Source organism: Brevibacillus reuszeri, assembly GCF_002897295.1.
In the GTDB taxonomy this organism is placed as follows: domain Bacteria; phylum Bacillota; class Bacilli; order Brevibacillales; family Brevibacillaceae; genus Brevibacillus; species Brevibacillus reuszeri_A.
In genome coordinates this window covers 63,438-76,316 of record NZ_BEXF01000012.1, presented here as the reverse complement: position 1 = coordinate 76,316, position 12,879 = coordinate 63,438, and the positions used below count along the sequence as shown (strand labels likewise).

At 46.7% G+C, this 12,879-nt stretch carries 11 protein-coding genes; 10 read left to right on the top strand and 1 reads right to left on the bottom strand.

Going from position 1 to position 12,879, the window contains the following annotated elements:
• Window positions 1-42 precede the first annotated feature (42 nt).
• The 6 genes from rnjA (at window position 43) to C3B52_RS19515 (ending at window position 6,542) form a co-directional block, all read left to right on the top strand.
• Complete coding sequence (gene rnjA, locus C3B52_RS19540; protein WP_164684838.1) at window positions 43-1,716, top strand: ribonuclease J1; 1,674 nt, start codon at window positions 43-45, stop codon at window positions 1,714-1,716.
• Window positions 1,717-1,803: 87 nt separating this feature from the next.
• Complete coding sequence (locus C3B52_RS19535; RefSeq protein WP_103108081.1) at window positions 1,804-2,235, top strand: BrxA/BrxB family bacilliredoxin; 432 nt, start codon at window positions 1,804-1,806, stop codon at window positions 2,233-2,235.
• Between the two features lie 69 nt (window positions 2,236-2,304).
• Window positions 2,305-3,195, top strand: coding sequence for an aldo/keto reductase (locus C3B52_RS19530; RefSeq protein ID WP_103108080.1), 891 nt, complete (start codon window positions 2,305-2,307; stop codon window positions 3,193-3,195).
• A 101-nt stretch (window positions 3,196-3,296) separates the two neighbouring features.
• Entirely contained in the window at window positions 3,297-3,992 is a 696-nt protein-coding gene (locus tag C3B52_RS19525; RefSeq protein ID WP_103108079.1) for an SDR family oxidoreductase, read from the top strand.
• A 307-nt stretch (window positions 3,993-4,299) separates the two neighbouring features.
• The gene (locus tag C3B52_RS19520; RefSeq protein ID WP_103108078.1) at window positions 4,300-4,854 is read left to right on the top strand and encodes an RNA polymerase sigma factor; all 555 of its coding nucleotides are present in this window, start codon (window positions 4,300-4,302) and stop codon (window positions 4,852-4,854) included.
• On the top strand, window positions 4,851-6,542 hold the full coding sequence (locus C3B52_RS19515; RefSeq protein ID WP_103108077.1) for a DUF4179 domain-containing protein: 1,692 nt from the start codon (window positions 4,851-4,853) through the stop codon (window positions 6,540-6,542). Before C3B52_RS19520 ends, C3B52_RS19515 begins: the two co-directional genes overlap by 4 nt.
• An 82-nt stretch (window positions 6,543-6,624) precedes the next feature.
• Here C3B52_RS19515 and C3B52_RS19510 read toward each other — a convergent pair whose 3' ends face one another.
• Window positions 6,625-7,863, bottom strand: coding sequence for an MFS transporter (locus C3B52_RS19510; RefSeq protein ID WP_103108076.1), 1,239 nt, complete (start codon window positions 7,861-7,863; stop codon window positions 6,625-6,627).
• Window positions 7,864-8,054: 191 nt separating this feature from the next.
• Here C3B52_RS19510 and C3B52_RS19505 point away from each other — a divergent pair, with 191 nt between their 5' ends.
• From C3B52_RS19505 to C3B52_RS19490, 4 genes are all read left to right on the top strand, one after another.
• Complete coding sequence (locus C3B52_RS19505) at window positions 8,055-9,050, top strand: LCP family protein (protein WP_103108075.1); 996 nt, start codon at window positions 8,055-8,057, stop codon at window positions 9,048-9,050.
• A gap of 82 nt (window positions 9,051-9,132) precedes the next feature.
• A complete protein-coding gene (locus C3B52_RS19500; protein ID WP_103108074.1) occupies window positions 9,133-10,584 on the top strand; it encodes a spore germination protein in 1,452 nt (483 codons plus the stop codon).
• Between the two features lie 11 nt (window positions 10,585-10,595).
• Window positions 10,596-11,726 carry a GerAB/ArcD/ProY family transporter gene (locus C3B52_RS19495; protein WP_103108073.1) on the top strand — a complete coding sequence of 377 codons (1,131 nt, stop codon included), beginning with the start codon at window positions 10,596-10,598 and terminating at the stop codon, window positions 11,724-11,726.
• Window positions 11,707-12,867, top strand: coding sequence for a Ger(x)C family spore germination protein (locus C3B52_RS19490; protein WP_103108072.1), 1,161 nt, complete (start codon window positions 11,707-11,709; stop codon window positions 12,865-12,867). Before C3B52_RS19495 ends, C3B52_RS19490 begins: the two co-directional genes overlap by 20 nt.
• The last annotated feature ends 12 nt before the right edge of the window (window positions 12,868-12,879 follow it).

The window sequence follows — 12,879 nt, the reverse complement described above, 5'->3', positions numbered from 1 at the left end:
AATGGCATGCTTGGTTCGGGTTCCCCAAAAAAATCATGCACGATGAAGTTAGGAGGAAAGAGATTGGGCGACGTTAAGATTTTCGCGATGGGCGGCCTCGGCGAGATCGGAAAAAATATGTACTGCGTCGAGTATGAAGATGAGATTATTATCATTGATTGCGGGGTTAAATTCCCTGAGAATGAAATGTTCGGCATTGATTTGGTTATTCCGGATGTATCCTATTTGGTGGATAACCAACATAAAATCAAGGCACTGCTATTGACGCACGGACATGAGGATCATATTGGGGCGATTCCTTATATTATGCGCCAAATCAAAGTGCCGATCTACGGTGGTCGTCTGACCCTGGGCTTGGTCAAGGCGAAGCTGGAAGAGCACAAAATGCAAAACGATGTAAAAATGATTCCGGTATCGGAAGACACGGAAATTCCCTTCAACCGGTTGAAGGCGACATTCTTCCGTACGAATCACAGTATTCCAGATTCCTTTGGGGTTGTACTGCACACGCCAGAGGGTATGGTCATTCATACGGGTGACTTCAAATTTGATATGACACCAGTAGGACAAACAACGGAGTACGGTAAAATTGCCAAAATTGGTGCAAGCGGCGACGTATTGGCACTGCTCTCTGACAGTACGAACAGTGAGCGTCCTGGCTTTACCATGTCAGAGCGAACTGTCGGCGAAGGCATTCTCGATGTTGTCCGTAAAGCACGCGGTCGTATCATTCTTGCTACCTTTGCATCCAACGTGCACCGTCTGCAGCAAGTAGTGGATGCGGCTGAGCAGTGCAACCGCAAAGTAGCGGTAATCGGTCGCAGCATGGAAAAGGTATTTTTGATTGGACAAGAATTAGGCTACATCCAGATGCCTGAGGGCATGCTGATCGACATCAAGCACATCGACAACTATGCGGATAACCAAGTGCTGATTATTTGCACAGGCAGCCAGGGTGAGCCAATGGCTGCGCTGACGCGTATTGCATCCGGTTCGCACCGTACGGTTTCGATCTATCCGGAAGATACGGTCATCATCTCCGCGTCTCCGATCCCTGGAAATACGATCAATGTGAGTCGGACGATTGACAAGCTGTATCGCGCAGGTGCAAACGTAGTACTCAGTCATGTATTTGACATCCATGCATCAGGACACGGCAGCAGTGAAGAGCTGAAGCTGATGCTTAACTTTATCCGTCCGAAGTATTTCATTCCGATTCACGGCGAATACCGGATGCTCAAGACGCACTCCAAGCTGGCTCAGCAGGTGGGAATTGAGGAGAGCAACATCTTTATCATGGATAACGGCGACGTACTGAACTGCAATCGCGAAAAGGCATGGCTCGGTAAAGTACAAGCGGGTATCGTCCTGATTGACGGCAGCGGTGTAGGCGATGTTGGAAACATCGTGCTCCGCGACCGCAAGCATTTGGCTGAGGACGGCCTCATGGTAGTTGTTGTCAGCCTGGACATGAAAAACTTCAAAATCTTGACTGGTCCAGATATCGTGAGCCGTGGCTTCGTCTACGTGCGCGGGTCCGAGTCTCTCATCCAGGAAGCGACTATGCTCGTCCGTCAACGACTGCAAGAAGCACTGGAAAAGAAAATCAAAGAGTGGTCTGAGCTGAAATCGCAAATCAACGAGGTTATTAAGCCATTTATTTACGAGAAGACAGGCCGTAATCCGATGATCCTGACGATTTTGATGGAAGTGTAGCCGAGGCGCACTTGCTGATTCTCCAACAGGCATAATCGGGGTATAATATACGTATTGAAATACGTTAGATAAAGGAGAGGTTGCCCAATGATGTCATATGAAGCATATATGAGCCAAGTGATCCAACCGATGCGTGATGAGTTGACTCGCAACGGATTCCAAGAGCTTCGCACTGCAGAAGAGGTAGAGCAAACACTGCCTAACCAAAAAGGCTTGTCTCTGGTTGTAGTGAACTCCGTTTGTGGCTGTGCAGCAGGTCTTGCTCGTCCAGCGGTTGTTCATTCCCTGAATCACTCCACAAAGCCAGACCATATCTTCACTGTATTTGCTGGACAAGACAAAGAAGCTACTGCAAAAGCTCGTGAGTATTTCGAAGGCTATGCACCATCTTCCCCGTCCTTTGCGATCATGAAGGATGGCAAGATCATGACGATGATCGAGCGTCACCAGATTGAGAACAACGATCTGCAAACGATCGCCAACCTGTTGACCAGTGCTTACGAGAAGTACAGCGAGTAATCGAATAGAACGTACACCAAGACGCTCGGAAACGGGCGTCTTGTTTGTCAGATAGGAGGTAGAACCAGGATGAAAACTCGTTCATTTGGACGTGACCCCCATCAGGTCTCAATACTTGGGTTCGGGGCCCAGCGAATTGTTGATGAGCATGACTGCACAGAGGACGAGGCGGTCGCCATTATTCGCCATGCCGTGGAAGCAGGCGTCAACTATTTTGATACAGCTCCCAGCTATAGTGATGGCCAGTCGGAAACACGTGTTGGTCTTGGACTAAAGGGCTTGCGTGACAAGGTATGGATTGCAACGAAAACTGGTGGCAGGACGCGTGATCTGGCACTCAAGGATTTGGAGGGCAGCCTTAAACGACTCCAGACTGACTATGTCAATGAATGGCGCATGCACAACATTATGCAGCCACACGATTTGGAAGCGATTTTTGCCAAGGGCGGGGCGCTTGAAGCCATGCTGGAAGCAAAGGAGCAAGGGCTGATCAAAAAAATCAGCATCAGCGGTCATACGGACCCGCGTCTTTTGGCAGAAGCCATTCGCCGTTATCCGTTCGACAGTGCGTTGGTAGCTCTTTCTGCCCTCGATCACTTTATTTACAGCTTCGCTCACGATTTTGTACCGCAAGCCGTAGAGAATGGTGTTGCTGTTATCGGAATGAAGGTGATGGGGCTTGGAAAGCTGGCTCCGTGGACAGAGCAAGCGCTTCGGTATACATGGAGCCTCCCAGTTGCGACATCTATTTTGGGTGTCAGCAAAATGGAGGAGCTAGAAGCCGATCTTGCTGCTGCAAATGCATTCGTGCCGATGACAGATATTGAACGGGTGGAGCTGTTCCGCGAAATCATGCCATTGGTTCGCCCGGATGTCCTTCGCTGGAAAGCTCGTGAGTGGATGTCAGGAGAATGGTATCAGCTCCCGGAGCTGCCTTTTCTGAAGCAGCAAGACAAGTGAGTGGATAAGTCCTTTTTCCATTAATGTGGAAAAGAGGGCTTTTTTTCTGTCTATTATTATACTAAAATATTTAATATATAGAAAAAGGTGAGGGGATACACATGAGTAGGCTTGTGGTTATTACAGGCGTAACCAAGGGATTGGGCAGGGCGATGGTAGATCGCTTCCATGAAACCGGCTGGACAGTAGCAGGCTGCGGACGCTCTGAGGAAGAAGTGATGAGACTTCGCAGCCAATTCGGAGATAAGCATGATTTTGCGGTAGTCGATGTAGCGGATTGGGAACAGGTAAAAAAATGGGCAGAGCATGTCTTTGCTGAAGCTGGTGTTCCTGATTTGCTGATTAACAACGCTTCTATTGTGAATCGCAACAGTCCTGTCATGAACCTCACGGCGAGTGAGTTTTCCACAGTCATGAATGTGAATGTGAACGGTGTTTTCCATGTTACTCGGGCTTTTTTACCTGAGATGATTCAGCGTGGGCTGGGGGGAGTTATCGTCAATATCAGCTCTTATTGGGGCAGATATGGTGAAGCGATGCTAGCCCCTTACTGTGCTTCCAAGTTTGCCATCGAAGGCTTGACCCAGTCGCTTGCCGCAGAATTACCTGCAGGAATGGCAGCGGTGGTACTAGATCCCGGAGGAAGCATCGATACTTCCATGCTTCGTTCATGCTCGCCGGATGAAGTGGCATCTGCACTGAATCCGGATGCGTGGAGCCATGTTGCAGTTCCTTACATAATTGGGCTGGGTTCAGAAGATAACGGAAAGTCGCTCACATGCCCGCCAGTAAACTAATGAATCGTGGATAGATAAGCTGTCAGAGAATTTCTCGGCAGCTTTTTTCATTTATAAACAGCTATTATTTCCCAGATTTCCCTTACCAACGAAAAAAGTTGCGATCTTTTCCCATCATTTTCCGTCCTCTATAGATGTAGGAGCAAAAAGGCGGATAGCTGCGCAGCGACCCTTTTTGAATGAATCAGAAAGTATACCCTTCTCGTACTCTCATCCTGGTTCAACAAGAACAGCCTACCTCTAAAACGCGGTCGCTTATTCAGAAACTGACCTGGACAAGAGGTTTGCTTATAGGAGGATTAAACAGATGCAGGACGATAGGATGATTGTTGAGGAGGTCCTTCAGGGGAACAAGGAAGCCTTTTCTCAAATCATACAAAAATATAACAAGAGAGTTCGTTTGCTTATCCGCAAAATGGTTGGGCAATCCCTTCATGAGCAGGATATGGCTCAAGAAATTTTCATCAAGGTATATTATCACTTGGGCGAATACAACCATAGTTTCGCATTTGGCGCCTGGTTGTACAGGATCGCGACCAATTATTGCTTCGATGAATTGCGCAAGCGAAAAAGATCTCTCCCAGTAACAAGCGAAGAAGTGGAGCTGTCTACGATTCAGACACCTGAACTAGAGTATCTGGCGAAAGAGCAAAGAGCCTATTTGCAAAACCGGATGATGACCCTCGAGCCAAAATATCGCATCGTCCTGGAACTGCGATACCTCCAATTTATGAGCTATGAAGAAATTAGTGAAAAGCTAGGTGTTCCGCTTAGTACCGTTCGAACACGCATCTCTAGAGGAAAATCGAAGCTAAGAGATTCCATAACGAGAACAGGAAAAGGGGGTGACTTTTATCTATGACATGCTTGGATAAAGTCATGCTGGACGCTTTTTTGGAAGACCGGCTCTCTTTCGAGAAGAAGCAAGAGATACAGCATCATTTGATGACATGCAGCTCATGCTTAAACAGGTTTGAACAATACATGGATGGACTGGACATGACTGATGACGTAGAAGAACAATGGCAGACAGAGACAATCGTCCAAAATGTCATGGAAAAACTCCCCGCTTATCCGTTGAAGGTGCTCAGAACGATTGACCCTCAATCATCCGTTCAAAAAAACTGGAAAAAACGGAGTGTGGATATAGTGAAGAAAACGACAATAGCAGTTGCTGGATTGGCAGTAATCGTAACACTCGGAACGGCTGTTTCCCCTACATTTGCTTCTTATGTAAGTGGATTGTATCAAGCCGTAGGCATCTCGAGCCCTGTAAGCCAGATCAAGGGACCTTATGCAAATGTTAGTAATCAAGTCGTCAGCTTATTCGATGAGAAGGAGACGGATCGGGGAATACTTGCAGCCGCTGCCAAAGGGTTTGTAAAACCACTCGATTTGAAAGCGACAGATCAGGGGTTAACTGTGGAAGTAAAGGCAGTTTTGGCTGATCCATTACGCTTGGCGATTTTGGGATCTGTGACGAAGCAAGATGCACTAGTGGAAGACTCACATATGATGATTAACACTTTTAATGTAGACGAATTCCGTGAGTTTCGACTAAAAGACAAAAACGGGAAAGTATTGACTCCATTCTACAAACAGAGCGAGTCATCCGCTTGGATGGTACTGCCAAACGGTAAAAATTTTTTGATTCAACGAGACCTAACCAATTTTTTTGATGAAAAGAATCCGCTACCAGACGAACTCATTGTAGAGCTACGAGTGAAGCACATGGGTGAAACAAAAGGAACCTGGAATCTGGATATTCCGATTGATATGCGACCAGCCAAGGCTGCTTCGAAAACAGTAGCGATCAACAAGCAGTTTTCTGGTCCGCAAGAAACGCTCGTTGCTCTACAGGAGGTGCGGTATGCGCCAAGCGGTACACAATTCGTGTTTTCTGAGAACAAAGCAGGGAAAGGAAAAAGCTTTCTTCATTATCAGTTAATCGATGAAAAGGGTACAAATCTTGGCAGCTGGGAAGAAATAAGAGAGCGATTTTATGAAGGTGACGACTACCCTGATACAAATATGATCTGGAATGCCGAAGCTGTAGACTGGTATGTAACGAAGAAATGGATTCACATGTTGACCCCAATTGACAGTACGCAGAAAGCAACAATGAAGCTGGATGCTGTCTTTACGGAGGAGAAGTCCTCTTTCCGTACAAAACTGAACTTTGCTGAACTGGAGAAAAAGCCGATAAAAGCGGAGGGTGATGGAAATCAATTTAGGTTCCAATTGGTTAATAAGCAAAGTGATAGCGGGCATATCATTTACACAATAAAGATAGAAGGAACGCTTGCCAAAGACATTGCTGCTGTTGCTATGAGAACTTGGAAAGCAACAGATGAGCATGGGGAAGAAGCCGCGAGAGTGATAGGGTACATGTCCAAAAAAGGAGTACAGAAAGATGGTAGGGTAGAGTTCAGTGGCCAACTCGGTATCTTTAGCGAAAAGGAAGACTTGAAAGAGGTTACGCTTTCGTTTGACCAGATGATCAAAGAGCACAAGGTGGACTGGGAAATTCCACTTCAACCAGAAAAGTAATCGTTCGTGTTGATACATGGATCTACAAAAAAGCCGCTCGTTCCTGAAAAGGACTCGGGCGGCTTTTTCAGCAAAAAAATGTCTAAAGCGACGAGCTGGCTGATTGACTAGGCTTTTCGCGCTGGAAAAAGGAATGGAGCAGACAGAGCAGGACGGAGCCTGTCGCGACAAGTGTTGCCAGCAGCAAGGTAGGCTCAACCCCACCCTGGTCGTACATGTAGCCGATCGCAAGCGGTCCGAGCAGTCTCCCTCCTGTCGTGATTGCCCCCACCACTCCTAAATAAAACGGCGCGAACTCCCCGGTTCTTTCCGTAATAAATGTAGGAATAGTAGGAGAGATCAGCATTTCGCCAAAAGTCGTAATGATCATCCCGACGACAAACGCGGAGTAGCTGTCATGGTACATAAACATAAATCCAAAGCCTACTGCATACAGAACCGCACTAACAATGAGCTGGGCAGACAGATTTTGCCGCATAATACGCTTGAGCCAGGATGTAATCGGCTGACCGGCGAAAATGATGATTCCATTGATCGTCCAAAGCCAGCTGTAAGAGGACAGCGGCATGCCTTTTTCGGTAATATAAGGAGCAACTCCTGTATTCCAAACCGTATTCGAAAAGAAAATAAAGGCAGCACCCAGCGCCATGAACAAATACAGCTGATAGCGAAGCAGCAGTGCAAATGAATTCGTGCGTTTTTTATCCTGCGCAGCTTCATTGGCGGAATCTCCAACCAGTTCTTGATGAGAGATGTTTTTCATAAATAGGAAGAAAAACAAGGCAAAAAGTAATGTGCTCACACTGTTGAACAAAAAAGTAAGCTGAAAGGAAAATGTTGCGATGACACCGGCCAAGGAGGTGCCGATTGCCATCCCTAAGTTATTACCAACATAGACAATGTTAAACAATTCCCTACGCTGTTCTTTCCAGCGAAACCCGATAAATGCCTGAATGGCTGGAAAGGATAGGTTGAATGTGAAGCCAAGTCCAGTCATAAGTGCCAAATAAAGGGGCCAGCTATGCACAAAAGGAATAGACATCTGAATGAGTCCTTGCACAACTAGTGCTCCTACAATAAGGCGCTTGGCTCCAAGCCGATGAAAAAGTGATCCGCCAACGAATTGTCCTACGATTCCGGCCAAGGATTGAATCATTAATACAAAGCCGGCCTCTGTCATGGAGCGTTGTAAAATCGTATGTACGTATAGCGTAGTCAGGGGCCACATGAAGGCGCTGCCAGATGAGTTGATAAAGCTGGCGACCAGGAAAAACAGCGCTTCCCGTGGGTAACGATTAAGCAGGGAGGTTGGGGAAAACACGGTGACTCACCCCTTGGTGGATTGGTTTACAAGTAGTATAACGAATATTAAAAACATTGTAAATTAAAATGTATAATAAGTTGAATCGAACCAAATAAAGGCTGCTCCACTTTCTGCGGTTTCGAGTTATACTAGACAAAGTGGAGAGTTGAGTTACACGGACACGAAGACTAAAGGTGGAGTAGTTCTTTATGCGAATATGGAAACGAGTGTTGCTCCTGATGTTTGTAGTTATCGCTGCAACAGCAGGGTACTACGGATATTCCTTTTATCAGTTTGCACAAAATATTCAAGAGCCCAATGTGATTACGCCGCCGCCACTAGATGGTGGAGCCGCCACTAAGGCAGCTGAGATCCCGCAGTGGGATGGCAAAGAGCGAGTCAATATCCTACTGATGGGTGTAGACCGCAGAGGTATGAAAAACAATGGTCTCCCGCGCTCCGATTCGATGATGCTGGTCAGCGTAGATCCGTTGACGAAGCGTTATGATCTGTTCTCTATTTTGCGGGATACCTATGTGGATATTCCGGGAAATGGAAGCTCCCGGATCAACTCGGCGATTGTCGATGGAGGACCGGAGCTGGCGATGAAGACCGTGAGTCAATTTACGGGACTGCCTGTAGACCGCTACGTTATTACTGATTTTGAAGGCTTTAAGGCACTGATTGACGCCGTAGGCGGTGTTGAGCTGGATGTGGAGAAAAATATGTACTACCACGATCCGACCGACAAGGGTGTCTACGACATTAATTTGAAAAAGGGCTTGCAGCAGTTAGATGGGAACAAAGCGTTGCAATACGTTCGCTTCCGTCATGATGCTACCTCAGATTATACGCGCACCGAGCGGCAGCGTAAATTATTGGCCGCTATAGCAAATCAGATGAAAAACGGTACGACCTTGATCCAATTGCCAAGCATTTTGAAAGAAGTTACGCCGTATGTCCAAACGAATATCGGCTCGATGGATATGCTGAAGCTATCCGCACTTGGACTCAGCTTGAATACACAGTCGCCAGGAAATTATCAGCTGCCGCCGATGGGAATGTTTCGTGAATCCCACAAGGCAGGATCGGTTCTGGTTCCCGATGTAGATCAAGTTCAATCCTTTATTCAGGAGAAGCTTCAGCCGCCCACTGCGGAAGCTATGCAGCCGATGGATGAAAACAAGAGCAGCACGCCAAATTGAGCGTGCTGCTTTTTTTGTGTGTGGTGATGAAAGGTTTGGGGCAGACTAATCCATGATTTTCTATGCATTGAGGTGAGCGTGGATGGATCAGAAGGGCGCACGCAAATGGTTTACCCATACAGGTGATTTGGTAACCGAGCAAATTGATGAGCCAACGGGACGTGTGTCTCTTTACTATTTATCCAGCATGGCGGACGCCAAGGTCGTCTACAGTGAGCTCATTCCAAAGCTTCGAGAGATTTGTCTGGGCAATGTAGGGATCGAAGAAATCGAGCGGCAATTAGGAGGAGCTGGCAGCAACCGAATCTATGGGGAATCGGAAGCAATCAAGCGGTTACTCAGCGGAAACATTTACATTCACGTAAAAGGGGCAGCTTACGGAATTGCCATTCCGAGCGACGGTACCGTAGGCAGAAATATTCAGGCTCCAGAAATCGAAACGGTTGTCCTAGGGCCCCAAATAGCCTTTGTGGAAGAGCTTCAGGTAAATATCTGCATCATTCGCAAATACATGTCGACTCCGCGGTTGTTCCATGAAAAGTTGGCCGTAGGAAATACGATCCCGATGGAGGTGTCGATCCTCTATCTGGAGGGTACAGCTGACACGGAAAATGTGAATACCGTGCGGCAACGAATTAAGGACCTCGAGCTGGACAGCAGTATGGATTCCACTATCCTGGCTCAGTACATTGCAGACAATGAGAAGTCACTATTTCCAACACTTCAACAGACAGAGCGCCCGGACCGCGTCATTCATGGATTGCGAGAGGGACAAATCGCTATTCTGGTAGAAGGAAGTCCGTTTGCGTTGCTCGGTCCCACGACCTTGCTTCAATTTTTTCAGTCGCCGGATGACTATTATTTACGCTGGAGTCTGGCTACCTTCAACCGGACGATGCGTGTATTTGCCATGGTTTTGTCGCTCATTCTAACCCCTGTTTACGTGGCGGCACTTACATACCATTACGAGATGATTCCATCGGACCTGCTGCTTTCCCTTGCCCAATCACGTTCGCGTGTACCGTTACCACCATTATGGGAAGCGATTCTGATGGAGCTCATCATTGAGCTTTTGCGGGAAGCAGGAGCCAGATTGCCTACCAAGGTTGGTCAAACTATCGGTATCGTGGGTGGTATTGTTATCGGTCAGGCAATTGTGCAGGCGGGATTTACGAGCAACATCCTGATTATTATCGTGGCTCTCGGTGCGCTCTCGTCCTTTATCGCGCCCAGCTACATGATTGGCTCCACCATTCGTGTCATCCGCTTTCCTATGATCCTGCTGGCAGGATTATTGGGAGCTTTAGGCATTGTTGTTGGCTTTAGCTTTTTGGCAAGTCACTTGCTTCGCCAGACTAGCTTGGGGCGGCCGTATATGTATCCGATCTACCCAGTACGTTTCGCCGATTGGAAAGACGGCTTTATTCGTGCACCGCTATCTTCCCTGGCTGAGCGAAACCATTTTTTCTCGCCCAAAAAAGTACGCCGCTTTAATCCTGACAAGGCAAAAGAAAAGAAAGACATCGACGAGTAAGAGAGGCTCTTATGGACACCAATATTGAGGTGAAAAAAGGGAACACGATATCAGCATTTCTGGCTGGTTTTATGGTTCATGGTACGCAACTTGGAGTCGGGGTTCTTGGTTTTCAGCGAATCATCGCAAAGGAATCCGGACATGATGCGTGGATATCAGTCATTATGGCAGGGCTGGTTACCCATCTGACCGTATGGGTGATTGTGAAGACCTTGCAAAAATACCCTTCTGCCGATATTTACGGAATCCAGGTGGACGTGTTTGGAAAGTGGATAGGGACGAGTCTGGGTGTCGTTTATTTGACTTATTTTTTTATGTCAGCGGGTGTAGTATTACGTACCTACATCGAAGTGGTACAGACCTGGGTGTTTCCCAATTTACCGACATGGATATTGTCAGCGATCATTCTCATTCTCGCTTTTTACACGGTATTAGGAGGGATTCGTGTAGTTGCTGGCTATACGTTCTTTTCTGTGGCGGTCACGATTTGGCTCATTTGTGACCTGTACTTTCCACTGCAATTTGCACAGTGGGAGTATTTATTTCCGATTTTGGATGCAAACATGGAGCAGCTTTTCAAAGGCATGGTAGCCATGTCGTTGACCAGTATCGGCTTCGAAGTCATCTATGCCGTGTACCCGTATGTGCAAAATAAGGAAAGAGTGGTTAGCAGCACCCAATGGGCTATACTCGTAACTTATGTGATTTATACGTTAGTCATGGTCGTGTCACTGGTCTTTTTTAGCCAAGGACAGTTAATGAGGACGATCTGGGCGACGCTCAATCTGAAAAAAATGGTGTACCTGCCTATTATGGAGAGGTTTGAGCTTGTAGGCATTTCCGTATGGCTGCTCGTGGTTCTGCCAAACATCATGATCTTTCTCTGGGCTTCTGCACGTGGGATCAAACGATTGTTTGGCTGCAATTTGCGCAGATCGTTGTATTGGATTTTACCTATCATTTACATCGCTTCACTGGCACTTCTCACCAGACAGGAGATGAATCGACTCAACGATATTTACTCCAAAATCGGAATGTATGTCGCCTACATATATCCGTATTTTTTGTATTTGATGGTTATCATAAAGCAGCGTGCCAAGCGAGCGAAGGAGGGTGCGTCAGATGCATCTATACCCGAATAGCCGGAAAAAATGGTTCATGCATTATTGGGCTATGTGGTGCTCCCTAATCTTGATGATGACAGGCTGCTCGGACAGGCAGATTTTTGACGAGACGGGCCTCGCTACCGTAGTTGGTTATGACCTGTTGAAAGATAAAAATATTCGCGCCACCATCGTAATGCCCTCGATCAATCCGGAAGCAAAAGAAAAAATTCAAGTGATTTCTGCTGTGGGCGAAACCAGTAAAGGAATTCGCGACCGTACGAATTTGCAATCAGATAAGCGGATACTGGGAGGGCAAATACGCGTAGCCCTGTACAACGAGCATTTTGCCCGAAATGGAATTGGCAGCATTATTGATACGCTGTATCGGGATTCCTCTCTTTCCAGCAGAGTATACCTCTGTGTATATGATGGAGATACCTACGATCTTTTGACATACCCGTATAAGGAAGAAGGAAATATCGGGATCTATATGTATAGAATGATTGAACAAAATATAAAAGGAGAAAAAATACCTTCGTCTACCATGCATGAATTTTTCCGGGCTTACTACGATTCAGGGATCGACCCAATCATGCCCTATATCACGCGAAAAGGAGACGAATTAATGATTAAAGGGGTCGCCTTGTTTCGCGGCGATCGCTATGTGGGATGGATTTCGCCGAAGGAAGCCTTTCTGATAAAGCTTATACATGGCAAATTCAAAATAGGTAGCTACGATACATCGGTGCCTGCTCAAATTTTCGGTCAGACCCCAAAGGATCCAAGTAATAAAAAAGAGAAAGTACAGCTCGTCTTTGATACCATCTCAAGTGTCTCCAAAATCAAGCTGGAGCAAGCATCTCCTCCGCACTTTAATGTCCATGTTCGCTTACGTGCACGTATTCTTGAGATGACGCTTCCGTTGAAGCTGGAGGACCCCAAGATGATGAAGATCATGGAGAGGGCGTTGGAGCAGGAGATCGAACAGGAGCTGCAAAAGGTAATTAAAAAACTGCAATCAATCGATGTCGATCCTGCTGGCTTCGGCATCGTGTATCGTGCGAATCAAAGGGGGATGTCCAAGATGAGCATAAACGAATGGAGAAAGATGTTTAAGGAGGCGCAGTTTACATTTCACGTAAAAGCGACCATTATCAGAAATGGCGTGATGGATTAGAAAAAACTTTTA